Raw genomic sequence first — 26,406 nt, forward strand, 5'->3', positions numbered from 1 at the left:
CCCCCGGTCAGGCGTTGACGTGTGTTCGTATGGCGTCGAGGAGTTCCCCGCGCGTGAATGGTTTGGTCAGGTACTGCTCGGAGCCGACGATGCGGCCGCGAGCCTTGTCGAACAGGCCGTCCTTGGAGGACAGCATGATCACCGGTGTGTGCTTGAAAACCTGGTTGTTCTTGATCAATGCGCAGGTCTGATACCCATCCAGACGCGGCATCATGATGTCGACAAAGATGATCTGCGGCTTCTGGTCGGCGATCTTGGCCAGTGCCTCGAACCCATCGGTGGCGGTCACTACTTCGCAGCCTTCGCGCTTGAGCAATGTTTCAGCGGTGCGGCGGATGGTCTTTGAGTCGTCGATCACCATGACTCGCAGCCCATCGAGGCTGCCGCTGCGGACCTCGTCTTGCATGTTCCCTGTTCCCCAGTATTGCGAAGCGCTCGCGCGAATTCCCCGTCGCGCCAGCTAGGGTCCCTTTATTCCAAGCCGGGCGCAAGGTGTCAAGCGCGTTTGCGCGCTGCCTCGATGCTGAATGCGCGCCGCTGCGGGATTGCCCGGATGGCTGCCTGCTACCATCCACGCGACCCCTGCCAAGGCCACCTGCCATGCCGCTTGATATCGTCGTCGTGATGGATCCGATCGAATCGATCACGATAGCCAAGGACTCCACGTTTGCCATGCTGCTGGAGGCGCAGCGCCGCTCGCACCGGCTCTGGTACGTGGTGCCCGGAGGGCTTGGATTGCGTGATGGAAAGGCGGTGGCAATGATGGCGCCGTTGACGGTTCGCGACGATCCGGACGGATGGTTCGAATTGGGACCCGCATCACAGTTCGATCTCGGCCCCGGCCACGTGGTGCTGATGCGGCGCGACCCGCCGGTGGACAACGACTACATCCACGACACCCAGATCCTCAGTCTCGCCCAGCTTGCCGGCGCGATGGTGGTCAACGATCCGCAGGGGCTGCGCGACTACAACGAGAAGCTCGCTGCGCTTTTGTTCCCGCACTGCTGCCCGCCGACGGTGGTCAGCCGCGATCCGGCGGTACTCAAAGCCTTTGTCGCCGAACACGAGGTGGCGGTGCTCAAGCCGCTGGACGGGATGGGCGGGCGTTCGATTTTCCGCGTCGTCCACGGCGATGCCAACACCAATGTCATCCTGGAAACGCTGGTCGGCGAAGGCAGTCTGGCGATGGCGCAGCGTTATCTGCCGGAGATCACCCAGGGCGACAAGCGGATCCTGCTGGTCGACGGCGAAGTGGTGGATTACACCCTGGCGCGCATCCCGCAGGGCGACGAGTTCCGCGGCAACCTCGCCGCGGGCGGGCGTGGCGAGGGGCGTCCGTTGAGCGATCGCGACCGCTGGATCGCCGCCCAGGTGGCGCCGGAAATGAAGCGGCGCGGCATGCTGTTCGTCGGCCTGGACGTGATCGGCGACTACCTCACCGAGGTCAACGTGACCAGCCCGACCTGCATTCGCGAGCTCGACGCCCAGTTCGGCCTGAACATCTCCTCCGGCTTGTTTGACGCGATCGAAGCGCGGATTGCTGCCACGGCATGAGCGTGGCAGCGGCATCGATGACCGGCACGGTTGAGCGCCAACGACTGGGCGCGACGATGGTGCTGTCGCTGCTTTTGCACGCAGTGCTCCTGCTGGGCGTGGGTTTCAGCATGGAACTGGCCGCGCCGGTCGTGCCCACGCTGGACGTCATCCTCACCCGGACCACCAGCGCCCTGACCCCGAAGCAGGCCGACTTTCTCGCCCAGGCCAACAACGATGGCGGAGGGGAAAGCGAACGCGCGGTGCGTCCGCGCGACAACCAGTCCGGGCCATTGCCGCAGGATGCCGACGGCCAGGCGCCGCGGGAGCTGCGCGCGCAGTCGCCCACGCAGCAGCCACCGCCGCAGGCGCGGATCATCGCCAGCACGCGCGGCGACGACGCCGTCGCCAGCGCGCAGGAGACCCCGGAGCCGGCCGAGCGCACGCTGCCGCCGGGCCAGGAAAAAATCGACCGCGACATGGCGATGGCGAGGCTGGCCGCCGAGATCCACCTGCGGTCCGAGCGCTATGCCAAGCGTCCCAAGCGCAAGTTCGTGTCCGCCAGTACGACCGAATATGCGTGGGCGGGGTACCTGCGCGAGTGGGTCGACCGCGTCGAGCGGGTCGGCAATCTCAACTACCCCGATGAAGCGCGGCGGCGGCGCCTCGCGGGCCAGGTGGTGATCAGCATTGCGATCCGTCGCGACGGCAGCGTGGAGAACTCGCAGATCGTGCTGAGCAGCGGGATTCCGCTGCTGGATGCCTCGGCGTTGCGGATTGCCCGGCTCGCCGAGCCCTATCCGCCGCTGCCGCAGACCGACGACAACCCGGACATCCTGCATGTCACGCGGACCTGGGCCTTCCTTGCCGGCGGCGAGCTGGTGGATCGCTGACGCCTGCGCTCAGCCCCGATCCTTTTCCGCGCGCAGGGCTTTCTGCTCGCTGATCGTCAGCGCCACCTGGTTGCGCAGGTAGGCCGGCTCGACCCGCTCGGGCGCGAGCGCCTCACCGCGCAGCCACATTCTTGCCGCCAGCCGTGCGACATCGCCGGCGCGCGGGAGTGCGTCCGCATCGACCGCCGCCAGCTGTGCGGACAGGCGCGTGCGCAGCGCGCCCTCGGCGGCGGCGAAGCCGGTACCGGCACCCAGCCAGCCGGGGTCGGCATCGGGCAGCGCGACCGCATCGGGGGCCAGCACGGCCTCACTGCCGATCAGGACCGCGTCACCGTCGTGCACGCTGAACGCGCCCACGTAAATCTCGCCCATGCGCGCATCGATCGACGCCAGCACGCGATGGGCGGCGCCCGCCACCTGGTCTGCGCCGCGTGGGTCGCGATGGTCGTCAGCGCGGACCGCGCCCACGGCGAGGGCGGCAAGCGTCGATACGGGCAGGATCGGACGGTCCAGCGCCAGGGCGATGCCCTGCCCGATCGCGATCGCCAGCCGCACGCCGGTGAAGGCGCCCGGGCCCCGCCCCACCGCGATCGCGTCCAGTTGAGCGCGCGCGACACCTGCCTCGGCCAGCACCGCGTCAGCCCAAGGCAGCGCGAGCTCGGCATGCCGACGCGGCGCGATCTCGAAACGCTCATGCACCTCGCCGTCGACCCACAGCGCGACCGAGCACGCCTCGGTGGCCAGTTCAAACGCCAGCAGTTTCACAGCAGCATCCCCGTCCCCTGCGCCGCGGCCGGCGCGGACGCCGTTTCGCCTGGCTGGCTGTCATCGAAGAAAGACTGCACGTCCGCAATCTGCCGCGTGCGTGGCAAGGGTGGCAGGGAATCGAGAAACACCTTGCCGTAGCTTTTGGCCACCAGCCGCGGATCACACAGCACCAGTACACCGCGGTCGGTCTCGCTGCGGATTAGGCGCCCGGCGCCCTGCTTGAGCGCGATCACCGCCTGCGGTAGCTGCTCGTCGCGGAACGGATTGCCGCCGGCGCGCCGGATCGCCTCCAGCCGGGCCTCGAACACCGGATCATCCGGCGCGCCGAAGGGCAGCTTGTCGATGACCACGACGCTGAGCGTATCGCCGGCGACATCCACGCCCTCGCGGAAGCTGGCCGCACCCAGCAGAACGCCATTACCCGAAGCGCGGAAGCGCTCCAGCAAGGTGGAGCGCGGGGCTTCGCCCTGGACGAACAACGGCCATGGCCCGTTTCGCAGCAGGTCGGCCACCTCGCGCAACGCGCGGTGCGAGGCGAACAGCACGAACGCGCGGCCACCGGAGGCTTCCAGCACGGGCCGGATCGCCGACACCAGGGATTCGGTGTAGTGCCGGGCCGACGGCTCGGGCAGGCCGGGCGGCAGGTAGCACAGCGCCTGTTGCGCCCAGTCGAAGGGGCTGGGGGCAAGCAGCGTGGTCGGTTCGCGAAGGCCGAGCTTGATCGCGTAGTGCTCGAAGCGTCCGCCGATGGCCAGCGTCGCGGAGGTGAAGACCCAGGCCGCATGCGAGCGCGCGCGGTGCTGGGCCAAGGGGCCGGCCACGTCCAGCGGAGTACGGCTGAGACGGAAGCCGCGCGCGGTCAGCTCGTACCACAGCACGCTGGGCGCATCATCGGCGTTCAGCGGTGCGCGGTCATCGGGATCGGCGGGAGCGATGCCGTCGTCGCCTTCATTGGCGGGAAGCGGTGGAAGCGTTTCCTCGAAGGGGTCGAAGTCGGCATCCGGCGCCGGGCGGGCATCCCGGTCCGCATCGGCCCCGCCGCGCCAGCGCACCAGGCGCATCTCGAACTCGCGGGCGCGCGCCGTGCAGCTGTCAAAGCCCGGCGCGGCTTCGCGCAAGGGCAGCAGCGCAGCGCGCAGGGCGCGCAGCGCCTCCAGCAACGCATCCAGCCCGGCCTCGGCGACCGGGTCTTCGGCGGCACGCAGGCGGGTACCGCGTACCGGCAGATCATCCATGGCCGCGCGCAGACCTCGGACCGCCTGTTCCAGCGCACGGGCCGGCTCCTGCAACACCGCCAGCGCTGCAGGAACCTGCCTGCATTCGGCCAGCGCGTCGCGGGCCAGCTCCACCAGCGGCCGGGCGCTGAGCGCATCGCCGAAAAACTGCGCGGCCAGCTCGGGCAACTGGTGGGCCTCATCGACCACGAAGGCCTGCGCGCCGGGCAGGATCTCGCCGAAACCTTCCTGTTTCAACGCCAGGTCGGCGAGCAGCAGGTGGTGATTGACGACCACCAGATCGGCCGCCTGGGCGCGCTGACGCGCCTGGACGACGAAGCACTCGGAGAAAAACGGGCACTCGCTGCCCAGGCAGTTGTCCGCGGTCGAGGTGACCTGCGGCAGCAGCGGCGAGTCATCGGGCAGGGTCTCCAGCTCGGCCAGATCGCCCATCCGGGTCCGCCCGGCCCAAGCGACGATGCGCTGGAACTGCGCGGCCGTCTCCCGGTTCGCGAACCGGCCCTCGCCCTTGGCCTGTTCCAGGCGGTAGTGGCACAGGTAGTTGGAGCGCCCCTTCAGCAGCGCCGTCTTCAGGCCGATCCCCAGCGCCTCGCGCACCCGCGGCAGGTCGCGATGGTAGAGCTGGTCCTGCAGCGCACGCGTGCCGGTGGAGACGATGGTCTTCTGACCCGACAGGATCGCCGGGACCAGGTAGGCGAAGGTCTTGCCGGTGCCGGTGCCGGCCTCCGCCAACAGGACGCCGCGCGTATCGAAGGCGTGCGCAATCGCGGCGGCGAGGTCCTGCTGCGCCTCGCGCGGGGCAAACGCCGGGATGTTGCCGGCCAGGTCGCCGCCCTCGCTGAGCGCGGCGCGTGCGGCCTGACCGAGGCGGCTGGAGGGGGCGTTCATCTCAGTACCGCGGCGGTGCGGCAACGGTGCACGCGTCGCGGCGGGCCTCAGCCTCGGCGAGGGCGTCGCCGTCCGGCGCGCGCGCGAGCAGGACCTGGACCACGGTTTCCCAATGGCGCCGGCAGTGCGGGCCGGCCTGGGCGCCGACGGCGGCGGCGCGGCGCGCCATGCGTTCCGCGGTGACCAGGTCACGCTGCAGGATCGCGTTCTCGGCGCGGGCCTGCAGCAGTTCGGCATCGTCGGGATGGGTGTCCAGCGCAAGGTCCAGTTGTCGCGCGTTTTCCGCCAGGCGATCCGGTGCACGCAGGTCGCCGAGGTCCTCCTTGAGTCCGGCGATGTTTCCATTGCTGAGCGGCCGCACCACCAGCTCGCGGCTTTCGGCAACGCCGGCCTGGTCGATGGCGGCGATCATCGCCGCCGGGTCGAAGTCGGCGGTGATCGGCGGCGCGGGCACCGGGGGCGCGGAGGCGCAGCCGGCCAGCAGGCACAGGAGCGCGGCCGCAGCGCAGGTCGCAACAAGCTTCATGGGGAATCCTGCGGCTCGGGCGCCGCGGCTTCGGGCTCGTCACGGCGGTCGCGTCCGAAGCCGAACCATTCCCGCCAACCGCCACGGGCACCGTCCTGCTCGTCCGCCGTCTGGGCATCGTCGGCGAACACAGGCTCGGACGGTCGGCACGGCATGTACGCGGGCGCAAAGCCATCGGCGAAGGCGAAGCGGCTGGCGCCCGGGCAACTGGCATCGCTCACGTTGCTGCCGCTGACCCACTGCCAGTCGATGCCTTCATCGCCCACTTTGAGCGGCGCGCTGGGCAGCAGCTTGAACAGGTTGGACCACACCCGCATGCCGCCGGTGGCACCGAACAAACCCGTGGCCTCGTTCTGGTCGTTGCCGACCCAGACCACGGCGAGATGGTCGCCGGTATAGCCGGCAAACCAGCTGTCGCGGCCGTCGTTGCTGGTACCGGTCTTGCCCGCGGCGTTGAGGTGGCCCAGGCCGTCGGCCACCAGTTGCCGGCCCGTTCCAGCCGTGACCGCCCGTTGCAGGGCGATCGTGACCAGCCGGGCGAAGACCATGTCCCCTTCCTGGGCGGCGGCAGGGCGATCGTCATAGCGGTTCAGCGCCTTGCCTTCGGTGTCCAGCACGCCGCGCACCGAGTGCAGCGGCTGGATCTCGCCGCCGGATGCCAGAAACTGGTACAGCTGCGCCATCGCGTACGGGCTCTGGTCCAGGGAACCCAGGATCAGTGCCGGATTGGGCTCGGCGGTGATGCCGGCCAGCGTGTGCACCAGTTCGGCGATGCGCGCCGGTGCAACCTGCATGCCGATGCGGACGGTGGCCTGGTTGTACGAGCGCGCTAGCGCGTCGATCAGGCGGACCGTTCCGTGGCTGCGCGAATCCGAGTTGCCCGGGGTCCAGCGCTTGCCGTTGCCCAGGGTGACCGTGACCGGCGAGTCATCCACCCAGCTGGCGAGCGACCACTGCTGCGGGCTGGCCAGGGCCAGCAGGTAGACGAAGGGCTTGATCAGCGAGCCGACCGGCCGTCGCGCTTCGACGGCGCGGTTGAAGCCCGGCTGGGCGGGGGTGCCGCTGCCCACCACGGCGAGCACGTCGCCATGTTCGACATCGGTCAGCACCAGACCGGCCTGCAAGGAGGGACGGTTCTTCCCCTCCAGGCCCTTCAGCGTCTTGATCACCGCGCCTTCGGCGTAGGCCTGCGCGGACGGCGCCATCGCCGTCATTACGCTCAGGCCGGCCCCGGCAAGCGCCTCTGCGGAATAGTCGCGGGCGAGCTGGCGCCTGACCAGGTCGACATACGCCGGGAAACGGTTGGCCGAGGTGCGTCCCGGATCGGTGCTGATTCCCAGCGGTGCCTGGCGGGCGCGCTCATGCTCGGCGGCGTCGATCAGGGTGGAATCAAGCATCTTGTCGAGGACGAAATTGCGCCGCTCGGTCGCCCGCTCCGGGTTTCGTCGCGGGTCGTAGTACGACGGGCCGCGCACGATGCCGATCAGCAGTGCGATCTGCTCGGTGTTGAGGTCGGCCAGGTCGCGGCCGAACCAGAACTCCGACGCCGCGGCCATGCCATGGATGGCCTGGGCCCCGCGCTGACCCATGTAGACCTGGTTGAAGTAGGCCTCCAGGATCAGCCGCTTGTCGTAGCGCGCCTCCATCAGCAGCGCGTAGAGGATCTCGTTGAACTTGCGGGTGTAGGTCTGCTCGCGGCCGATGCCCAACAGGCCGCTACGCGCCAACTGTTGGGTGAGCGTGCTGGCGCCCTGGCGTGCCTCGCCCGAGCGCATGTTGATCCACGCGGCCCGCACGATGCCTGACAGGTCGATGCCGTGGTGGCTGGCGAAGTCGCGGTCCTCCACGGCCTGCAGGCCCGTGACCAGCAACTCGGGCACCTCGTCCAGCTGGACCAGGCGGCGCTCTTCCTGCTTCTGCCCGTACAAGGTGGCGATGCGGGCGGGATCGAGTCGCAGCCGGGGCGGCGCATTCTTGCCGCCGGTCGCCTCCAGTTTGGTCACCCGTCCGCCGCCCAGGGTCAGCTGCGCCAGGCGCGGAGCTACCGGGCCATCAACGTCGTTGAACCCGCGACTGGAGATTTTCCAGCGCGCCTGATCGTGCTGGTAGGTGCCGGGGCGCAGGCCGTCACCGGGGTGGTACCCGGCCGCACGCAACTCGACCTCCAGCGTGGCGGCCTCCATTGCCACTCCCGGCGCCAGCTCCAGCGGCCGGCCGTACACGCGCGTGGGCAGCTGCCAGCGCAACTGGTCAAAGCGCTGCTCGACCTCGTGGTTGAGGTAGAGCGAATATGGAATCAGGAAGCCCAGGCCCAGCCCGATGGTAGCCAGCACCGCCGTGGACAGCAGGCGCGGCCAGCGCGCGCCGGGCAGATCGCCCTGTTCAACATCGTCTTCGTCGTAATCGATTCGGGCCACGGCATGGGACAATGACAGGGCTGCGCCCTCACAGACCCGAGTCTAACGCAGCCGGCGCGGGCGGCCCGGCGGGTTGGCGCGGCCCGGTTCGATGCAGGTTCAGCGCCCGACCGGACGATGGCCCCAGGATTTGTCCTCATCATGGAGTTGCAAGATGCCGATATCGCGGGCCGAACTGCGGTTCCTGTTCGACCGTGGCAGCGGCCTGCTCCAGCGCGGCCTGACCAGCGTGCGCACCCGCGGGGTGCGGGCGTCGCTCCAACGCGCCATCGCGCAATTGCAACCGGTGCCACAAGCGCAGCTGGCGCAGCTGTACCTGCCGCAGGCGTCCTCGACGGTCCCTGAGCGGGTCCCGACGAGCGCTCGCCCGCTTGCCAGCATCGTGGTTCCGGTGTTCAACCAGATCGAGCACACCCTGGGCTGCCTGCGCGCGCTGGCGGCACATCCGCCGCGCGCGGAGATCGAGATCATCGTGGTCGACGATGGCAGCAGCGACGGCACCGCGGCGACCCTGCCCGCTATCGGAGGACTTCGCTACCAGGCGCGCGCTGGCAATGGCGGATTCATCGCGGCCTGCAACGATGGGGCAGCACTGGCCCGCGGCGAGTTCGTGGTGTTCCTCAACAACGACACCGTGCCGCAGCCCGGCTGGCTGGACAGCCTGCTGGACACCTTCGAGCAGTACCCCGACACCGGCCTTGCGGGCGCCCAGCTGGTTTACCCGGATGGCCGATTGCAGGAAGCGGGCGGAATCGTCTTCGCCGATGGCAGCGGTTGGAATTACGGGCGGTTTGGTGCGCCCGATGCGCCGCCGCACGCGTTCGTACGCGAAGTGGACTATTGCTCGGGTGCGGCGCTGGCGATCCGCCGATCGCTGTTTACCGAGCTGGGCGGTTTCGATGTGCGCTACTCACCGGCGTACTACGAAGACACCGACCTGGCGTTCGCGGTCCGCGATGCCGGCTGGAAGGTCCGCTATCAGCCGGCTGCAAGGGTCGTCCACCTGGAGGGCATCACCGCCGGCAAGGACGTGCGCCACGGGCCAAAGGCCTACCAGGTGCGCAACCAGGCGATATTCGCCGACAAGTGGGCACCGGCGCTGGCGCTGCAGCCGGCAGCGGGTGCCGACGCGGATCAGGCCTCCAACCACCGCTGCCGTCACACCGTGTTGGTCATCGATGCGTTCAGCCCGCGCCCTGACCGCGACTCGGCGTCGTTGCGGCTGCTCAACCTGATGCTGATGCTGCGCGAGGAAGGGGCGCACGTGGTGTTCGTCCCGGCCGACCGCGGCCATGCCGGTGATTACACGCGGGAGATGCAGCAGCTGGGCATCGAGGTCTGGTACAGGCCATTTTTGCAGCCGCTGCCGACCTGGCTGCGCAAGCACGGCCCCCGCTTCGACAGCGTGCTGGTGTGTCGCCATTACGTGATGCGCGAGGCGCTGCCGCTCCTCCGCCGGCATGCGCCGCAGGCGCGGGTGATTTTGGACACGGTGGATCTGCACTACCTGCGCGAGCAGCGCGGCGCCGAACTGGCCAACGATCCCGCGCGCGCCCGAGCCGCGTTGCGCACCCGGCGCAGCGAGCTGGACGTGATCGGCCGCAGCGATGCCACCTTCGTGGTCAGCGAGGTGGAGCGCGAGCTGTTGGCTCGGGAGCTGCCCGACAGCCGGGTGGAGGTGCTGTCCAACCTGCACCGGATGGGCGGCGAGGGCCTGCCGTTTGAGCAGCGCCGCGACCTGATGTTCGTGGGCGGTTTCCGCCATCCGCCCAACGTCGATGCGGCGTGCTGGTTCGTCGACGAGGTGTGGCCGTTGCTGCGCGAGCAGGAGCCGGAGCTGCAGTTCCACTGCATCGGCGGCGATGTGCCGCCGGAGGTGCAGGCCTTGTCGACGCGGCCGGGGGTGATCGTGCACGGCCACGTCCCCGACCTGACGCCGCTGCTGGCCGGGGCGCGACTGACGGTGGCGCCGCTGCGCTACGGCGCCGGCGTCAAGGGCAAGGTGAACCAGCCGATGGCCCACGGCCAACCGGTGGTCGCGACCGCGTGCGCGATCGAGGGCATGCACCTTAGGCCGGGCGTTGACGTGCTGGTCGCCGATGACGCCGCGGGGTTCGCCGCCGCGGTGCTTCGTGTGTACCGGGAGCACGACCTGTGGCAGCAGCTGGCACGCAATGGTCGGGAGAATATCCAGCGCCATTTCTCGCTGGATGCCGGACGCGCGGTGGTGCGTCGCGCGCTGCTCGGACGTGGCTGACACATCCACGCGCTAGCGCGGCGGCAGCGAGGCGCGCTCCAGCCGGCGCGAAAACGCCTCCAGTCCCTCGGCGGAGGGATCCAGCGAACGGGCCATGCCCAGCGCGCGCCGTGCCATCTGCAGGTCGCCGGCGCCCACGCGTTCGTCGCCCACCGCGATCCAGCGCAGCGCCAGCTGGCGACGGGACGCCTGCACGCTGTTCTCCTCACCTTCCAGCACCGCGTAGGCATCCAGGCATCCGCCTGCGGTGGCCAGTTGGTTGCGCCGCAGGGCTGTCACGAAGCACGCGCGCGCCGCGGGGCGCAGGCGTCGCGTCATCGCGATCACGTCCGGGTCATCGGCTGCGATCGCGCGGGCGGTGCGCAGCTTGTCGTAGGCGCTGTCGCCGGGCGGCGAGAGCAGGTCGCCGCGCGCCTCGGCAGCCGCGGCGGCCTCGAGCAGTTCGCGCACGCGCTTCTTCCGTTGCGCCGGCGGCAGGCCACTTTCCAATCGCGCCTGCAGCAAACGGGTCTGCGCCAGGTGCTCGTTGGCCTCGATCACCGCCGGGGCGTCCGGCGCGATGGCCGCGGCGGCGCCCAGCTCCTGTTGCGCTTCGCGGATCCGGAAATCGGCGGCGTGGCGCTGGCTCAGCGCCGCGTGGGCATTGGCGACCCGCAACCGACCGCGCGCGGCCGCCTCGTTGCCGGGCTGGATCGCGGCGACCATGTCGTAGCCCTCAAGCGCACGCTCCAGGCGCTCCCGCCGCAGGTCCGCGTCGGCTTTCTGCAGGCGCTGGTCGACCCGACCGGCCAACAGGGAGACCACGCGCGGCAGGTCGATATGGCCCGGATCCAGCTCGCTTGCGCGCTCCACCATGGTCGCGGCAGCGAGCAGATCGCCGGCCTCGCCCGCCTGGCTGGCCCTCTGCAGCAGGTCCGACAGCGCATCCTCGCGCCCTTCCAGGGCACCCACGTCATTGGGCCGCAAGGCCAGCGCCTTCTGGTAGAGCGGGAGCGCCGCGTCATCGTTGCCGTCGAGCCGGCCCGCGGCGCGCGCGCCATCGGCGCGACGCACCAGTCGCTCGACGTCAACGGCGCTGTCGCGGGTGCGCTCCAGCCGGGCGGCGATTTCGTCGATGGCCGCCCTCGGCATGGCCAGTTCGCGTGCCAGTTGCAGCGAGGCGCGCGCGTCATCCAGCCTGCCGGCATCGATTTGCGCGTTGGCGCGAGCAAGCGCCGCCTCGCCGACCTGCAGCAATCCGTCGCTGGTGTCGCCGCGATCCGGATCCAACGCCAGCGCGGCCTCGTAGAGCTCGCGCGCGCCGCGGCCGTCAGACCGGCTCAGCTCGCCGGCCTGCAACGCGCGGGCGGCATCCGATTGCAGTTGCTGGATGCGGGTATCGGGCCAGATCGCCTCCGAGATCGGCTTGTGCCACCACAACAAAGTCGCGGCGAGGAGAGCGCCCAGCGCCAGCGAGCCCCAGCGCCGCGCGCCACGGTCGCGTAGGTCAGCAGCGGCGCGCATGCTCCACTCCCGGCACGGCGCCCAGCTTGCCCAGCAGCTGCGTCAGCTGGTCGAAATCCTCGACCTTGACGCGCATGCGGATGCGCATCCGGTTGTGCTGCGAATCGCTGCGGATGCCGCCCATGTTGACGTTGGCTTGGGCGATGACGTTGGTCACCTCCTTGAGCAGCCACTTGCGGTCCACCGCCAATACTTCGATGTCGACCTCGTAGCCGCCGCTGGCGCCCCACTCCACCGTGAGCACCCGGTCGGGATCCTTGTCAGCCAGGCGTTGCAGTGTCGCGCAGCCTTGCCGGTGGACCGTCACCCCGCGCCCCCGGGTCAGGTAACCGGCGATCGGCTCCCCGGGCAGGGGCTGGCAGCAGCGTGCGGGCTGCACCAGCAGGTTGCCCAGGCCCTGCACCGTGAAGTCGCGCTGCTTGCCGGCCGATCGCCGCCGCGGGCGCTCCGGCGCGGGCGCGGTTGCGGTCGCTGCGGGAGCGCTCTGCGCGCGCTGATGATCCTGCAGCAAGCGGCCGACCTGATGCGGCCCGACGTCGCCGAGCGCCACCAGGACGTACAGCTCGCCGTCGCTGGCCAGGCTGAAACGCTCGCGCGCCGGCGCCAGGTCCTCACCCAGCAGGCCCATTCGGCGCAGTTCCTTGTCCAGCAACTCTCTGCCGGCGGTTTCGTTGCGCTCCCGGTCCAGGCGGTGGAACCAGTTGCGGACCTTCTCGCGCGAGCGGCTGCTGGCGAGGAAGCCGTTGGCTTCGATCAGCCAGTCGCGCCGCGGCTCGCCCGTCTTGGCGGTCATGATCTCGACCCGATCCCCGCTGTGCAGGCGGTGGTCCAGCGGCACGATCCGCCCGTCCACCTTCGCGCCACGGCAGCGGTGGCCGACCTCGGTATGCACCCGGTAGGCGAAATCCAGCGGGGTGGAGCCGGCCGGCAGGTCGATCACCTCGCCCTTGGGCGTCAGCACGTAGACGCGGTCCTCGACCAGCTCGGTGTCCAGCTCGCGCGCCAGCGCCGCATCGTCGCCAGCGCCCTCATCGGCCTGCTCCAGCAGCTTGCGCATCCAGGCGATCTTGCGGTCAAACGCCGCATCGCCGCCGGAACCTTCCTTGTAGCGCCAGTGCGCGGCCACGCCCAGCTCGGCCTGGCGGTGCATCTCCACGGTGCGGATCTGCACTTCCAGGGTCTTGCCTTCCGGCCCGATCACCGCCGTATGCAGGGATCGGTAATCGTTGCGCTTGGGCCGGGCGATGTAGTCGTCGAACTCGCTGGGAATCGGGGTCCAGGTGGCGTGCACGACGCCCAGCGCGGCGTAGCAGGCGGCCACGTCGTCCACCAGGATGCGCACCGCACGCAGGTCGTAGAGTTCGCTGATCGGCGCCTGCTTGCGCTGCATCTTCTTCCAGATGCTGTAGATGTGCTTGGGCCGGCCGGCGATGTCGGCCGCAAGACTTTGCGCGTCCAGCGCCTCGCGCAGGGTCTGCTGGACCTGCTCGATGTAGCGCTCGCGGTCGCCGCGCTTCTCATCCAGCAGGCGGGCGATCTGGCGGTAGGTATCGGGATGCAGGTAGCGGAAAGCGAGGTCCTCCAGCTCCCATTTCAACTGCCAGATACCAAGGCGGTTGGCCAGCGGTGCGTGGATGTCGCGGGCCAGGGTCGCCAGCGCGAGGCGGCGCTCCTCCGGCAGGCTGGCGGCCTGCTGCATGCGCGCCAACTGCCGTGCCAGCAGGATCGGCACCACCCGCATGTCACGGACGATGGCGAGGAGCAACCGGCGCAGTCCCTCGCTGCCGCTGCGGCCCTGCTGCTCGGCGTGCAGGACCCACACCTGGGCGGAGGCGCGCTGGCCGTCCAGCAGGGTCGCGATGGACGGGTGTTCGGCCTCGAACTTCGGCCCCAGCGCGGCCAGCAACTGCGGGTAGGTGTGCAGGATCGCGGCGGCCAGGCTGTCGCTGTCGGCGTCCAGACGCTGCAACGCGCGCAACATGCCGCGCACGACGTCCGCCGGGTCGCGCGGCTCATCGGCGACGTTCGGTGATGTCGCCGCGGCGTCCCGCAGGCGTTGCAGCAACGGCGCGGCAATGGCATCCGCCGGAGCCTCGTCGAGCAGCGCGCGCAACGCATCGACCGGGCCGGCGTGCGGCCCGATGGCTGCCGTCGGACCGGCGGTGGCCGGGGAGGAGCGCGCGGGCGGCTTCATTGCAGTGTTTCGTATCGACCTGGAGGACTGACTACACTATCGACCAACCGTCTGCAGGAACAGCCCATGTACGCCATCCCCCGCGCGCCACGCCGTCTGCTTCCCCTGGTTTTTGCCACCGCGATGTTGATGGCCTCCGCCGCCATGGCGCAGGAACCGGCGCGCATCGAGCAGCAGATGACGCCCGAGCAGTTCCGCGCGGCCGGCCTGGACCGGCTGGACGCCGCGCAACTGGCCAACCTCAACGACTGGCTGAATCGCACCATGGACATCGAGGTGACCAAGGCCGCCAAAGCCGCCGAGGAGAAGGTCAACCGCTGGAACCTCGGATTTGGCGGCAGCGCCGCACGCGAGCCGGTGGCGGCGCGGCTGCAGGGCGTGTTCAACGGATTCGGCAAGGGGCGCAGCTTCACCCTCGACAATGGCCAGGTGTGGCGCCAGACCGACGATTCGACCCTGTACGGCGTGAAGCTCGAGAACCCGCAGATCCGGATCACCCCGAGCCTGGTCGGCACCGCCTGGTACATGCAGGTCGAGGGCTACGGCAGCCGGGCCAAGGTCGAGCGCGTCGAGTAAGCCTCACCCGCGCAGCCGGGCCAGCTGCGCGGTCAGTTTCTTGGCGGAGACGCCACGCGTCCCCAGTTCCTGGGCGAACAGCGACACCCGCAACTCCTCCAGCTGCCAGCGCAGCGCCTGCCATCCGGATTGCTCCAGTTCACCCCGCGCGGCAGCCTCCGCCAGTGCATCGCTGAACGGCGTCAGCTCCAGCATCCGCGCCTGGTCGCGGGTGGGATCGCGCAGCGCGCGCTCGCCGCGCAAGGCCAGCGCCTTGAGGTAGCGCGGGTACTCCTTGAGCACGTCGGCCGGCACGTCGCGCAGGAAACCCGCCGGCGTCAGCGCGGCCAGTTGCGCGCGCATGTCGTCCAGATTGCCGCTGGCCCACCCCATCAGGGGCGACTCCAGGCTGGCGCGGGCGTGCGAGACCGCGGTCAGGATCTCCTCGGCCTGCTGCAGACGCCCCATGGCCTCGCCGAACAGTGCCTTGGCGACCTCGGCACGACGTGCCTCGAATGCCGCCGGATCGCGGATGCCGGCGACGTCGTTGGCCACCAGGGCGGCGAAGGCGCCATCGACGAGATCCGCGCGCAGACGATCACCTTCCGGCGGTGCCTGCGTGCGCGGGGCAGCGGCTTCGATCGCGGCGTACAGCAATCCCACCTTGGCCGACACCGGCAGCTGCTTGCGCGCCTGTTTGCGCGCATCACCCAGCGTCAGCCACAGGAGCCTGCGGACGCCGCCGGGATGCGCGCGCTCGGCCTTCGCGCGGTCCGCGTGGACCTGCAGGGAGACACTGTCGCCGTCATCGTGCAGCGCCGGGAACGCCGGCATCCCCGCGACCCCCGGAACGCTGGCGGGGATCGGTTCGTCGGGAAAGCGCACCAGGCCGCGCTGGCCCATGCCCTTGGCTGCGCGTGCGGCAAAAGCCCTGGCCGCGCGCTCGCCGAAGCGGGAACGGAGCTCCTGCAGGTCGCGCGACTCGGCCAGCACCACGTCGGCACCACGCTGGCACTCGTCCTCAGCGTCCAAAAGGCGCAGGTTGACGCGCAGGTGCGGCTCAAGCGCCGACTCGTCGAGTTCTCCGGCCTCCAGCGCGCTGCCGGTGACCTTGCCGAGGAAGCGCGCGAGCACCTCCGTCATCGGCGCGTCCTGTGGGTCGGGAAACGCTTCAAGGAAGGCGCGGGCGAAATCCGGCGCGGGCACGTAGTTGCGCCGCTGCGCCTTGGGCAGGGCGCGGATCAGCGCGGTTGCCTTGTCTTCCACCAGCCCCGGCACCAGCCATCCCAAGCGCACCGGATCGAGCGCATTGAGCAGGTGCAGCGGCACCGACACGGTCATCCCGTCGTCGAGCGCGCCCGGCTCGAAGCGGTAGCTGACCGCCAATTGCACGCTGCCCAGCGAAATGGATGACGGGAAGCGGCGACCGTCGGTGCTGTCGCCGACCATCAGGTCATCCAGCGTCCACTCCAGCGCGGCCTTCTGCGGGGCGGGCAGGCGGGCGTACCAGGCATCCAGTGCCTGCGCGTTGTGGACATCGGGGGGCAGGCGCTGCAGGTACCACTCGGCCATCCACGCCTCATCCACCACCAGCCCGGCGCGACGCTGCTTGGCTTCCTCCTCCAGCGCCTTCTCCAGGGTCGCCAGATTGCGCTGCAGGAACACGCTGCGGGTGTTGATCTCGCCGGTCACCAGGGCGTCGCGGGCGAAGATCACCCGGCTCTCCTCCGGATACAGCGCGCCGTAGTGCACTGGCCGCTTGGGTGCGAGCACCAGGCCGAACAGGCTGACCTGCTCGCTGCCCAGCACCTTGCCCTGCGAGCGCGCCCAGCGCGGATGGTGATGGCGGCGCGCCAGCAGGTGCGGCAATTCGTCGATGACCCAGCCCGGCTCGATCGCGGCGTTGGTCATCGCCCACAACTGGGCCGTATCCAGCAGCGTCGCCGACAACACCCACGGCGGCGGTCGCCGTGCCAGCGCCGATCCGGGAAACAGCTGGAAGCGGCGACCGCGCGGGCCTTCGTAGCCACCGGATTTGCGATCAACGACCCTGCGCTCGCCCGGCTTGGGCGTCGCCGCAGGCTGTGGCGCGTCGGCCGGTTTGATGCGGTGACCGATCTGGGTCGGCAGGCCGGCGATGAGCGCACGGTGCAAGAGCGCGTAGGCGCCGCGGTTCAGGCGTTCCGCTTCACTACCCTCAGCTGTCGGCGCCATCTGGCCGCCCCCTTCCGTGGCCGACGGATCAACCGGCGGGCGACCGCCGCGGCGACGCCGCCTCGCGCGTGGCGCCGGAGTGGACGCTGACACCGCGGTCTTGTCCTTGCGTCCGGTGCCGCCAGCGACGACGGCCGACGCGCCCGGATCCCAGCCCAGTTCGACCGCCATCAACTTCAGCTGGCGGTGCAGTTCGCGCCATTCGCGCATGCGCAGGAAGCCGAGGAAGTGCTTCTCGCACCAGCGTCGGAGCTGCGACTGGGTGGACGCCTCATGCGCGTCCTGGTAGGCGTCCCAGAGCTTGAGGATGCCGGCGAACTCGGACGCCGGATCGGCGAACACGGCATGCGCGTTGTCCGCCGCCGCGCGCTGGTCGGCCGGGCGCTCGCGCGGGTCCTGGATGCCCAGGAAGGAGGCAATCGCGAGCATCTCGCGCATGCAGCCGTGGGCATTGGCGGCCACCAGCATCCGCGCCAGCTTCACGTCCACCGGCATGCGCGCCATCAGCCGCCCGACTGCGGTCAGCTTGCGCCGCTCATCGACCGCGCCGAGCTCGACCAGTTGCCGCCAGCCGTCGGCAATCGCGCGGGTATCGGGTGGCTCCAGGAACGGGAACTGCTCGATGTCGCCCAGGCCCAGCGACAGCATGCGCAGGATCACGCCGGCCAGCGCGGCGCGGTGGATCTCCGGGTCGGTGTATTCCGGGCGCGAGTCGAAGTCCGCCTCGCTGTAGAGCCGGTAGCAGATGCCGTCCGACACCCGCCCGCAGCGACCCTTGCGCTGGTTGGCGCTGGCCTGGCTGATCGGCTCGATGTGCAGCCGGTCCAGTTTGCTGCGTGGGCTGTAGCGCTTGACCCTTGCCAGCCCCGGATCGACCACGTAGCCGATCCGCGGCACGGTCAACGAGGTCTCGGCGACGTTCGTGGCCAGCACGATCCGGCGCTGGGTCCCGGGCTTGAACACCCGGTCCTGGTCGCGCACCGACAGCCGCGCGTACAGCGGCAGCACCTCGGTGTGGCGGTATTTGCGCGCCTCCAGCGCCCGGTGGGCGTCGCGGATCTCGCGCTCGCCGGGCAGGAACACCAGCACGTCGCCGCGCGGATCCTCGCGGCTGATCTCATCGCAGGCGGCGACAATGCCGTCATTGATCGTGCGCTCGCCGTCTCGCGCCGCGGCACCATCCCCGGTCTCGCCGCCGCCTTCCAGCGGGCGGTAACGCACCGCCACCGGATAGCCGCGCCCTTCGACATCGACCACCGGCGCGTTGTCGAAATGCGCCGAGAAGCGCGCGGTGTCGATCGTCGCCGAGGTCACGATGACCTTCAGGTCCGGCCGCTTGCGCAGCAGCTGCTTGAGATACCCCAGCAGGAAGTCGATGTTGAGGCTGCGCTCGTGCGCCTCGTCGATCAGGATCGTGTCGTAGCGCGACAGCCAGCGATCCGACTGGATCTCCGCCAGCAGGATGCCGTCGGTCATGAACTTGATCGCGGTGTCGTCGCCGACGTTCTCGCTGAAGCGGACCTGGAAGCCGACGGTGGTCCCCAGCGGCGTGTTGAGTTCTTCGGCGACGCGCTTGGCCACCGCGCGCGCGGCAATCCGTCGCGGCTGGGTGCACCCGATCATGCCCGCCGCCCCGCGCCCTGCCGCCAGACACAGCTTGGGCAACTGGGTGGTCTTGCCCGAGCCCGTCTCGCCGGCGACCACGATCACTTGGTGCTTGCCGATCAGCTCGACGATGCGCTCGGCCTGGCTGGCAATCGGCAGAGACGGGTCGACCGGTGCGCGCGGCAGGGTTGCGGCCCGCGCCTCGCGGCGGGCGATCGAGTCCTTCAGCGCATCCTCAAAACGCGTCTGCAGCGCCGCATCGGCCGGGGCATTGCGCCAGCGCGACCACAGCCCGTGCAAGCGCCCGCGATCCCGGGTCAGGGCGGCGTCGATGTTGCGACGCGCGGCATCGACCCCTGCGGCCGCCGGGCTGCGGGGTCGTGACGCGGCGTTGCCATGGGAGTTGCTACGGTTCATCGGGTTGATTCAAAGAAACAGCACAGTGGGGTGTCACGCGACGCGCCATTGTCATCGCACTGATCGATCAAAGGAGAACCTCAGTGGCCAAGTCCGCACCGGTTGCAACGAAGAAGACACCCGATTCCGCCATCAAGGCCAAGAGCGCGAGCAAGCGGCCCAGTCCGGTCGCATCCCCGGCGAAGGGCTCAGGCGCCCCACCGGTGGATATCGGGATGAGCAGCACCGATCGCAAGAACGTCGCCGACGGCCTGTCCCACTTCCTCGCCGACGCCTACACGCTGTACCTGAAGACGCACAACTTCCACTGGAACGTCACCGGTCCGATGTTCAACACCTTGCACGTGATGTTCGAGACCCAGTACGCCGAGCAGTGGGTGGCCCTGGACGAGATCGCCGAGCGCATCCGCGCGCTGGGCTTCAACGCACCGGGTTCCTACGCCGAGTTCACCAAGCTCTCCTCGATCCGCGAGGAACCCGGCCTGGCCGATACCGCCGACTGGCGCGAGATGGTACGCCAGCTCACCGTCGGCAACGAGGCGGTCTGCCGCACGGCACGCTCGGTGCTCTCCACCGCCGATGACGCCAGCGACGATCCGACCGTCGACCTGCTGACCCAGCGCCTGCATACCCACGAGAAGTACGCCTGGATGCTGCGCTCGCTGCTGCAGTAAGCGCAGCACCTGAAAATCAGCCCCCGGCCGTGTTGAAAGCGTCCGGGGGTATTTTATGGTCTCTTCCCGCATCGGACGGGGGAAAGGGCGGCCCCAGCCGTGTGGCCTGAGCGGCTGGGCACCGGGAGTGAATGCCCTTGGTGCGAATGTCCCCCGGCACCGATGAGGCCGGTGCCTCCTCCTTTATTTCGCACCAAGGGCATTCACTCCCGCCTTTGCAGCATCGCGATGGTTCCCAGTACCGACAAGACCTGCCGTGCGGCCTGCAGACCTTCGGGGCGAAATAAAGGAGGAGGGACCCGCCGCAGGCGGGGCCGGAGGACATTCGCCCCGGAGGTCTGCAGGCCGCGGTCAAGGGGTCAGCGCGAGACTGCCACTTGCTACCCTGTGCCGCATGAACGACGCCGCCCTCGACCTGCTCCGCACCACCTTTGGACACCCCGATTTCCGCGGCGAGCAGGCCGCGATCATTGACTGTCTGGTCAAGGGCGACGACGCCCTGGTGCTGATGCCGACCGGCGGCGGCAAGTCGTTGTGCTACCAGTTGCCGGCGATGCTGCGAGAGGGCTGCGGAATCGTGGTCTCGCCGCTGATCGCGCTGATGCAGGACCAGGTCGAAGCGCTGCTCCAGCTCGGCGTGCGCGCCGCCTACCTCAACTCGACCCTGGACGCCGCCACCGCTGCCGACGTGGAGCGCCGCTTGCTCGACGGCGAGCTGGACCTGCTCTACGTCGCTCCCGAGCGCTTGCTATCGGGGCGCTGCATGAACCTCATCGACCGCGCCCATGCCGGCGGCGGCATCGCCCTGTTCGCCATTGATGAGGCGCATTGCGTGTCCCAGTGGGGGCATGATTTCCGCCGCGAGTACCGCGAGCTGACCGTGCTCCACGAGCGCTGGCCCGACGTGCCGCGCATCGCCCTGACCGCCACCGCCGACGAGCCGACCCGGCTGGAGATTGCCGAGCGCCTGGCGCTGGAGGATGCACGCCAGTTCGTCAGCTCCTTCGACCGTCCCAACATCCGCTACCGGGTGGCGCAGAAGGATGGCAGCGGCCAGCGCGCCCTACTCGACTTCCTTGCCGGCCACCGCGGCGAGAGCGGCATCGTCTATGCCTTCTCGCGCAAGCGCGTGGAGAAAACCGCCGAACAACTGTGCGAGGCCGGCGTCAACGCGCTCGCCTACCACGCCGGAATGCCCGCCGAGGTCCGTGCGGCCAACCAGCGCCGCTTCCTGCAGGAAGACGGCATCGTGATGGTCGCCACGATCGCCTTCGGCATGGGCATCGACAAGCCGGACGTGCGCTTTGTCGCCCACGTCGACCTGCCCAAGTCGGTCGAGGGCTACTACCAGGAGACCGGTCGCGCCGGTCGCGATGGCCAGCCCGCCGAGGCCTGGCTCAATTACGGGCTGGGCGACGTGGTCAACCTGAGCATGCTGATCAAGCAGGGCGATGCCAGCGAGGAGCGCAAGCTGCTGGAGCTGCGCAAGCTCGACGCGCTGCTGGGCTACTGCGAGTCCACCCAATGCCGGCGACAGGCGCTGCTGGGCTGGTTCGCTGAGGAGCATCCCGGCAACTGCGGCAACTGCGACAACTGCCTGCAGCCGCCGGAGAGCTGGGACGGCACCGAGGTCGCGCGCAAGGCGCTGTCGTGCGTGTTCCGCACTGGCCAGCGGTTCGGCGCGGGGCACGTCATTGATGTGCTGCGCGGCGTGCCAACCGACAAGGTCGCCCAGCACGGCCACGAGAAACTGAGCACCTGGGGCATCGGCACCCATCTCGACACACGCCAGTGGAGCAGCGTGTTCCGCCAGCTGGTCGCATCCGGCCTGCTGGCGGCCAATCACGAGCGCCACGGCGCCCTGTACCTGACCAGCAAGGCCGGACCGGTGCTGAAGGGCGAACAGACCCTGCGCCTGCGCCGCGATGCGCCCAAGCCGGCCGGCCGACGCGGGCGCACGGGCTCCGCGCCGCCACCGATGGACCTGGCGCCCGAAGCGGCCAGCCGTTTCCGTTCCCTGCGCGGCTGGCGCGCGGAATTGGCCAAGGAGCAGAACGTGCCGGCGTACGTGATCTTCCACGACGCCACCCTGCGCGAAATCGCGGAAAGCGACCCGGCCGACCTCGACGAACTGGGCCGCATTGCCGGTATTGGTACCAGCAAGCTGGAGCGTTACGGCGAGGCGGTGCTGCAGCAACTATTGGACTGCGACGTGGCCTGAGGACGGGCCGCGCGAGATGCGTCCGCGTCGACCTCTGAAATGGTGGGCCGTGATGGATTCGAACCATCGACCAGCGGATTAAAAGTCCGATGCTCTACCGACTGAGCTAACGGCCCACAGTCCCGGCGTTGCGCCGGGGGCGTGAATTCTAACGCAAGTACGCGGAGCTGTGCGGCGACACCGGATCGGAAAGTGAATCCTTCGCGCTGCGCTTCAGACGTAGCGTGTCGGGTCGGCGATCCCCGCGGCGGCAAACCCGTCCGCACGCAGGCGGCATGCGTCGCAGTGGCCACACGCGCGGCCGGCATCATCGGCCAGGTAACACGACACGGTGGCGGCGAAATCCACTCCCAGCCGCACGCCCTCGCGGGCGATGTCCGCCTTGCTGAGGTGCTGCAGCGGCGCGTGCACGCGGATACCGGCGCCTTCCACGCCGGCCTTGGTCGCAAGATTGGCGAGCCGCTCGAAGGCGCTGATGAACTCGGGGCGGCAGTCCGGATAGCCCGAATAGTCCACCGCGTTGACGCCGCAGAACAGGTCGGCCGAACCCAGAACCTCCGCCCAGCCCAGCGCCACCGACAGCATGATGGTGTTGCGCGCCGGCACGTAGGTCACCGGAATGGCCTCGTCGCCCGCGACCTCGTCCAGCGGCACATCGATGTCATCGGTCAGCGCCGATCCGCCGATGCTGCGCAGATCGATGCGCACGGTCTTGTGGGCGATCGCCCCCTGCTGGGCCGCCACGCGCGCCGCGGCCTCGAGCTCCGACGTATGGCGCTGACCGTAGTCCACGCTCAGCGCGTACGGCGCGAAGCCCTGCTCGCGCGCCATGGCGATGACCACCGCAGAGTCCATGCCGCCGGAGACCAGGACGACCGCTTTTTTCTTGTCCGATGACCCGTGCATGTCAGCGCCCCGGCTCGTCATCCCAGAGGATCTTGTGCAACTGAAGCTGGAAGCGGACCGGCAGCCGGTCGGCGACGATCCAGTCCGCCAGATCGCGCGCACTGACCTGGTTGAAGCTGGGCGAGAACATGACGTCGCAGATCGCGGTCAATCCATGCTCCTCGACGATGCCGCGCGCCCAGTCGTAGTCCTCGCGCGAGCAGATCACGAACTTGACCTGGTCGTTGGCCGTCAGCTCGCCGATGTTGCTCCACAGGTTGCGCGCGACCTCCGCGGATCCGGGCGTCTTCAGGTCAAGCACGCGGGACACGCGTGTATCGACCGGACCAATGTCGATCGAGCCGGAGGTTTCCAGTGACACCTCGTAACCCGCATCGCACAGGCGCTTCAGCAGTCCGATGCAACGCTTCTGCGCGAGTGGTTCACCACCGGTGACACAGACATGACGCACTCCATGCCGCGCGACCTCGGCCAGGATGGCGTCGAACTCCCACCACTGCCCACCATGGAACGCATACGCGGTATCGCAGTACTGGCAGCGCAGCGGGCAGCCGGTCAGGCGCACGAACACGGTCGGCCAGCCGATGCTGCGCGACTCGCCCTGCAGGGACAGGAAAATCTCGGTCAGGCGCAGGCGATCAGGCGCGACCACGCCCGGTTCTGAAGCAACAGGATTCATCCGCCCATTTTAGCCGACCCGGCGGGCCGGCGGGCTGGCTTGCCTAACGCAGGCGACCGAGCTGGATCGCGCCGAGCCGATCGGTGGCGATGCGCGCCGCGTCGCTGCCGGCAAATCGTGTGGTGACTTCGGTCAGGGTGCGCTCGGCAGCTTCCTCATCACCCTGCCCCTGCTGGGCCAGGCCGACCTTCAGCAATGCGCCGGGCGCCTTGTCGTGGGTCGGATAGCGATCCAGCAGGGTCTTGAACTGGGTCACGGCCAACTTGTAGTTCTGGGTGACGTAGTAGCTCTCGCCCAGCCAGTACAGCGCGTTGGGCGCGTAGACACCTTCCGGATAGTGACCCAGGAAGGAGTGGAACAGGCGCGCGGACTCGGCGTATTCGCCGTTCTTCAACGCGTTGAAAGCGGTTTCGTAGGCCTCGCGCTCGTCGGCACCCATCGCCAGCGTCCCGGCATCGCCGTGCACGCTGGGGGTCCGCTCGGCGACAGGCTTTGCCGGTGGTGTTGGTGCTGCATCGGAGCCGACCGCCGCCGCAGGCCGCGGTGCCGCGCCGCCGCCTTCCAGATCCTCCAGGCGCTGGTCTATATCCAGGAACTGCGCGCGGCTGTTGTCCGTGAGTTGCCCGAGCGAGTGATTGAGCTCCTCGACCTGGGAGCGCAGTGACGTGACCTCTTCCTTGAGCATGTTCACCTGCCGCAGCAGGTCGACCGTCGCATCATTGTTGCCGGCCTGCTGTTCCAGCACGCCGACCCGTTCGGCCAGGCTCATGCGCTGGGCAGAAGCAGGTGCGGCGGCCACCAGGGCCGCCGCTGCAATGAGCGATGTCGCAATTGCGATGGACAATTTGCGCATCATCATCGGACCCTTTTACTTGGCGGTGTAGATGATCTCGACGCGACGGTTCTTGGCCCAGCAATCTTCGTTGGACGCCGTGCAGACCGGGCGCTCTTCACCGTAGCTGACCACGTTCTGCTGGCCGCCCGAACCACCGTTGGCCTGGATCGCGGAGGAGACCGAGTTGCCGCGGCGCTCGCCCAGGCCCATGTTGTACTCACGGCTGCCGCGCTCGTCGGCGTGGCCTTCCAGGGTCATGCGCGAGGACGGACGATCACGCAGGTACTTGGCGTGGCAACCGACCAGGGCCTGGAACTCCGGACGCAGGGCGTCGCGGTCCAGGTCGAAGTAGACCACCCGCTGGCGCAGGCAGGAGTCGGTGTCCAGATCGTTGGGACCGTATACGCCGGCAGCGGTGCCCGGGGTGGTCTGCGCACCGGGAGCGGTGGTACCGGTATCGACCGGCGGCGCTTCCTTGACCTTCTTGGAGCAGCCGATGGCGGCGGCGCAGAGCAGCGCGACCATCAGGACACGGGTGGTGTTGTTCATTGTTGTTTCCTCGTCTTGGCGAAATGGAAGGGTGGAACGACGGATTGGAGCAACGGGCAGGAACGGTGCAACAGGTGCTGCGACGCCAGCGACGTCCTCTGATCAGGAGAACCTCACTGTGGTTTTCGGTATGGACCCCAGGCCGGCTCACGCACATCGCCATCGGCCAGCACCAGGCGCTGACGCACCCGGCCATCGGACGACACCGCGTACAGCACGCCCCGTGTGCCTTCCCGCGCAGCATAAATGATCATCGCGCCATTAGGTGCGAAATCCGGCGACTCATCCAGCGAGCCCGGCGAGAGCGTGCTCCAGCGCGGCGAACCCAGGCTGGAATCGGCCATGGCGATGCGGTAGGTGTTGCCTGCGCCCTGCGCGGTGGCGAGCTTCTTGCCGTCAAAGGACAGCGAGGGACTCGCGTTGTAGCTGCCCTGGAACGTCACCCGACTGGCACTGCCGCCTCCGGCAGACACCTTGTAGATCTGCGGATTGCCACCGCGGTCGGAAGTGAAATAGATCTCGCTGCCGTCCGCGCTCCACTCCGGCTCGGTGTCGATGCCAAAGTGGTTGGTCAGCTGGTTCAGTGCCTTGCTGCCCAGATCCATCACGTAGATTTCCGGGTTGCCGCTGCGCGACAGGGTGAGCGCCAACCGGCGGCCATCCGGGGAGAAGGCCGGAGCACTGTTGATGCCGCGGAACTTGGACACCACCTCGCGGCTGCCGGTGCTGATGTTCTGGATGTAGATCGCCGAGTTGCCGCTCTCGAAGCTGACGTAGGCCAGGCGGTTGCCGTCCGGGCTCCAGCTGGGCGAGAGCAGCGGTTCGGGCGAGCTGACCACGGTCTGCGGGTTGTAGCCGTCCGAGTCGGCGACCATCAGCGAGTAGCTGGTGGAACGGCCCAGGCCCTTGGCGGTGATGTAGGCAATGCGGGTGAAGAACGCGCCCGGCACGCCAAGGATCTTCTCGTAGACGGCATCGGCGATCTGGTGCGACACGTCGCGCATCGCAGTGCCGCGCGCGGTCATCGCAAAGCCGAGCAGGCGCTGTTGGCTGGCGACGTCGAACAGTTCGTACTCGACCCGGTAGCCGCCGCTGGCGTCCACCACGCGGCCGACCAGCAGGTAGTCCTGGTTGAGCGCGCGCCAGGTCGGGTAATTGACCTCGCTGCCGCGGGTCGGACGCTCGACCAGGTCGGCCTCGCGCAGGGTACGGAACTGGCCCGACCGGTTGAGATCGGCGGCGATCACCGCTGCCACGTCGGTCTCGGGAGCGGTGCCACTGCCCTGGTAGGGCATCGGCACGATGGCGATCGGCAAGGCCGACGCGCTGCCGCCGACGATATCCAGCTCCAGGCCGCGCTGCTGCGCCATCGTTGAGAAAGGCAGCACGAGCAGGAAAGCCAGGATCGCGAACAGCGCGGGCAGTCTTGGGGTGATTCGTTTCATTCGGCAGGTCCCGTGGTGAGGCAGAAGGTGTACCAGCATCCGTGTGAACGCTTTCTCAAAGCTGAACACGCAGACGCGGCCAGGCGCGCGGA

The 26,406-nt window shown here is 69.0% G+C and carries 19 protein-coding genes and 1 tRNA gene; 6 read left to right on the top strand and 14 right to left on the bottom strand.

Features of this window, described 5'->3' with window-relative positions; translation table 11 throughout:
- Window positions 1-7: 7 nt before the first annotated feature.
- Window positions 8-406: a twitching motility response regulator PilG gene (gene pilG / locus INQ41_RS10810; RefSeq protein ID WP_043957694.1), complete on the bottom strand. Its 399-nt coding sequence runs from the start codon at window positions 404-406 to the stop codon at window positions 8-10.
- A gap of 194 nt (window positions 407-600) precedes the next feature.
- Between pilG and gshB the strand changes: the two genes are divergently transcribed.
- Window positions 601-1,554, top strand: coding sequence for a glutathione synthase (gene gshB, locus INQ41_RS10815; RefSeq protein ID WP_193984382.1), 954 nt, complete (start codon window positions 601-603; stop codon window positions 1,552-1,554).
- Window positions 1,551-2,426 (top strand): energy transducer TonB, encoded by an 876-nt coding sequence (locus INQ41_RS10820; protein WP_193984384.1) that lies wholly within the window; start codon window positions 1,551-1,553, stop codon window positions 2,424-2,426. The genes gshB and INQ41_RS10820 overlap by 4 nt, the downstream gene beginning before the upstream one ends.
- 9 nt (window positions 2,427-2,435) lie before the next feature.
- Here INQ41_RS10820 and tsaB read toward each other — a convergent pair whose 3' ends face one another.
- The 4 genes from tsaB to mrcB are packed head-to-tail and all read right to left on the bottom strand — an operon-like array spanning window position 2,436 to window position 8,260.
- The gene (gene tsaB / locus INQ41_RS10825; protein WP_193984386.1) at window positions 2,436-3,191 is read right to left on the bottom strand and encodes a tRNA (adenosine(37)-N6)-threonylcarbamoyltransferase complex dimerization subunit type 1 TsaB; all 756 of its coding nucleotides are present in this window, start codon (window positions 3,189-3,191) and stop codon (window positions 2,436-2,438) included.
- Window positions 3,188-5,317, bottom strand: coding sequence for an ATP-dependent DNA helicase (locus INQ41_RS10830; RefSeq protein ID WP_193984388.1), 2,130 nt, complete (start codon window positions 5,315-5,317; stop codon window positions 3,188-3,190). The genes tsaB and INQ41_RS10830 overlap by 4 nt, the downstream gene beginning before the upstream one ends.
- A 1-nt stretch (window position 5,318) precedes the next feature.
- On the bottom strand, window positions 5,319-5,843 hold the full coding sequence (locus INQ41_RS10835) for a hypothetical protein (protein ID WP_193984390.1): 525 nt from the start codon (window positions 5,841-5,843) through the stop codon (window positions 5,319-5,321).
- The gene (mrcB, locus tag INQ41_RS10840; protein WP_193987348.1) at window positions 5,840-8,260 is read right to left on the bottom strand and encodes a penicillin-binding protein 1B; all 2,421 of its coding nucleotides are present in this window, start codon (window positions 8,258-8,260) and stop codon (window positions 5,840-5,842) included. Before mrcB ends, INQ41_RS10835 begins: the two co-directional genes overlap by 4 nt.
- Window positions 8,261-8,414: 154 nt before the next feature.
- On the opposite strand from mrcB, the gene INQ41_RS10845 reads away from it, so the two are divergent.
- Entirely contained in the window at window positions 8,415-10,517 is a 2,103-nt protein-coding gene (locus INQ41_RS10845; RefSeq protein WP_193984391.1) for a glycosyltransferase, read from the top strand.
- A gap of 12 nt (window positions 10,518-10,529) precedes the next feature.
- On the opposite strand, the gene INQ41_RS10850 is transcribed toward INQ41_RS10845, so the two are convergent.
- Together INQ41_RS10850 and INQ41_RS10855 are read right to left on the bottom strand one after the other, a co-directional pair.
- Window positions 10,530-12,020, bottom strand: a complete 1,491-nt coding sequence (locus INQ41_RS10850; RefSeq protein ID WP_193984393.1) for a hypothetical protein — start codon at window positions 12,018-12,020, stop codon at window positions 10,530-10,532.
- Entirely contained in the window at window positions 12,004-14,214 is a 2,211-nt protein-coding gene (locus tag INQ41_RS10855) for a RelA/SpoT family protein (RefSeq protein ID WP_193984395.1), read from the bottom strand. The genes INQ41_RS10850 and INQ41_RS10855 overlap by 17 nt, the downstream gene beginning before the upstream one ends.
- 66 nt (window positions 14,215-14,280) lie before the next feature.
- Between INQ41_RS10855 and INQ41_RS10860 the strand changes: the two genes are divergently transcribed.
- Window positions 14,281-14,790, top strand: a complete 510-nt coding sequence (locus INQ41_RS10860) for a hypothetical protein (protein ID WP_193984396.1) — start codon at window positions 14,281-14,283, stop codon at window positions 14,788-14,790.
- A gap of 3 nt (window positions 14,791-14,793) precedes the next feature.
- Here the strand turns inward: INQ41_RS10860 and hrpA are convergent, their stop codons facing one another.
- Window positions 14,794-19,005 carry an ATP-dependent RNA helicase HrpA gene (gene hrpA / locus INQ41_RS10865; RefSeq protein WP_193984398.1) on the bottom strand — a complete coding sequence of 1,404 codons (4,212 nt, stop codon included), beginning with the start codon at window positions 19,003-19,005 and terminating at the stop codon, window positions 14,794-14,796.
- A gap of 131 nt (window positions 19,006-19,136) precedes the next feature.
- Here hrpA and INQ41_RS10870 point away from each other — a divergent pair, with 131 nt between their 5' ends.
- Together INQ41_RS10870 and recQ are read left to right on the top strand one after the other, a co-directional pair.
- Window positions 19,137-19,679 (top strand): Dps family protein, encoded by a 543-nt coding sequence (locus INQ41_RS10870; RefSeq protein WP_282436999.1) that lies wholly within the window; start codon window positions 19,137-19,139, stop codon window positions 19,677-19,679.
- A gap of 394 nt (window positions 19,680-20,073) precedes the next feature.
- The gene (gene recQ, locus INQ41_RS10875; protein ID WP_193984402.1) at window positions 20,074-21,900 is read left to right on the top strand and encodes a DNA helicase RecQ; all 1,827 of its coding nucleotides are present in this window, start codon (window positions 20,074-20,076) and stop codon (window positions 21,898-21,900) included.
- A gap of 40 nt (window positions 21,901-21,940) precedes the next feature.
- On the opposite strand, the gene INQ41_RS10880 is transcribed toward recQ, so the two are convergent.
- The 6 genes from INQ41_RS10880 to tolB all read right to left on the bottom strand — a co-directional run bounded on the left by INQ41_RS10880 (window position 21,941) and on the right by tolB (window position 26,314).
- A tRNA-Lys gene (locus INQ41_RS10880) sits at window positions 21,941-22,016 on the bottom strand.
- Between the two features lie 97 nt (window positions 22,017-22,113).
- Window positions 22,114-22,806 carry a 7-cyano-7-deazaguanine synthase QueC gene (gene queC, locus INQ41_RS10885; RefSeq protein ID WP_228076581.1) on the bottom strand — a complete coding sequence of 231 codons (693 nt, stop codon included), beginning with the start codon at window positions 22,804-22,806 and terminating at the stop codon, window positions 22,114-22,116.
- Between the two features lies 1 nt (window position 22,807).
- Window positions 22,808-23,458, bottom strand: a complete 651-nt coding sequence (queE, locus tag INQ41_RS10890; RefSeq protein WP_228076582.1) for a 7-carboxy-7-deazaguanine synthase QueE — start codon at window positions 23,456-23,458, stop codon at window positions 22,808-22,810.
- A 70-nt stretch (window positions 23,459-23,528) separates the two neighbouring features.
- Window positions 23,529-24,254 (bottom strand): tol-pal system protein YbgF, encoded by a 726-nt coding sequence (gene ybgF, locus INQ41_RS10895; protein ID WP_228076811.1) that lies wholly within the window; start codon window positions 24,252-24,254, stop codon window positions 23,529-23,531.
- Window positions 24,255-24,353: 99 nt separating this feature from the next.
- Window positions 24,354-24,869, bottom strand: a complete 516-nt coding sequence (gene pal / locus INQ41_RS10900; RefSeq protein WP_193984408.1) for a peptidoglycan-associated lipoprotein Pal — start codon at window positions 24,867-24,869, stop codon at window positions 24,354-24,356.
- 113 nt (window positions 24,870-24,982) lie between these two features.
- Window positions 24,983-26,314: a Tol-Pal system beta propeller repeat protein TolB gene (gene tolB, locus INQ41_RS10905; RefSeq protein ID WP_193984410.1), complete on the bottom strand. Its 1,332-nt coding sequence runs from the start codon at window positions 26,312-26,314 to the stop codon at window positions 24,983-24,985.
- Window positions 26,315-26,406: the final 92 nt, after the last annotated feature.

The sequence above is a fragment of the Lysobacter ciconiae genome, assembly GCF_015209725.1.
In the GTDB taxonomy this organism is placed as follows: Bacteria; Pseudomonadota; Gammaproteobacteria; order Xanthomonadales; family Xanthomonadaceae; genus Novilysobacter; species Novilysobacter ciconiae.

Coding starts and splice junctions, on each gene's coding strand:
- INQ41_RS10845 (WP_193984391.1), top strand. CDS start 8,415: ATGCCGATATCGCGGGCCGAACTGCGGTTCCTGTTCGACCGTGGCAGC.
- INQ41_RS10860 (WP_193984396.1), top strand. CDS start 14,281: ATGTACGCCATCCCCCGCGCGCCACGCCGTCTGCTTCCCCTGGTTTTT.
- pal (WP_193984408.1), bottom strand. CDS start 24,869: ATGAACAACACCACCCGTGTCCTGATGGTCGCGCTGCTCTGCGCCGCC.
- pilG (WP_043957694.1), bottom strand. CDS start 406: ATGCAAGACGAGGTCCGCAGCGGCAGCCTCGATGGGCTGCGAGTCATG.
- recQ (WP_193984402.1), top strand. CDS start 20,074: ATGAACGACGCCGCCCTCGACCTGCTCCGCACCACCTTTGGACACCCC.
- queC (WP_228076581.1), bottom strand. CDS start 22,806: ATGCACGGGTCATCGGACAAGAAAAAAGCGGTCGTCCTGGTCTCCGGC.
- ybgF (WP_228076811.1), bottom strand. CDS start 24,254: ATGAGCCTGGCCGAACGGGTCGGCGTGCTGGAACAGCAGGCCGGCAAC.
- INQ41_RS10835 (WP_193984390.1), bottom strand. CDS start 5,843: ATGAAGCTTGTTGCGACCTGCGCTGCGGCCGCGCTCCTGTGCCTGCTG.
- INQ41_RS10850 (WP_193984393.1), bottom strand. CDS start 12,020: ATGCGCGCCGCTGCTGACCTACGCGACCGTGGCGCGCGGCGCTGGGGC.
- INQ41_RS10820 (WP_193984384.1), top strand. CDS start 1,551: ATGAGCGTGGCAGCGGCATCGATGACCGGCACGGTTGAGCGCCAACGA.
- INQ41_RS10830 (WP_193984388.1), bottom strand. CDS start 5,317: ATGAACGCCCCCTCCAGCCGCCTCGGTCAGGCCGCACGCGCCGCGCTC.
- INQ41_RS10855 (WP_193984395.1), bottom strand. CDS start 14,214: ATGAAGCCGCCCGCGCGCTCCTCCCCGGCCACCGCCGGTCCGACGGCA.
- tolB (WP_193984410.1), bottom strand. CDS start 26,314: ATGAAACGAATCACCCCAAGACTGCCCGCGCTGTTCGCGATCCTGGCT.
- hrpA (WP_193984398.1), bottom strand. CDS start 19,005: ATGAACCGTAGCAACTCCCATGGCAACGCCGCGTCACGACCCCGCAGC.
- gshB (WP_193984382.1), top strand. CDS start 601: ATGCCGCTTGATATCGTCGTCGTGATGGATCCGATCGAATCGATCACG.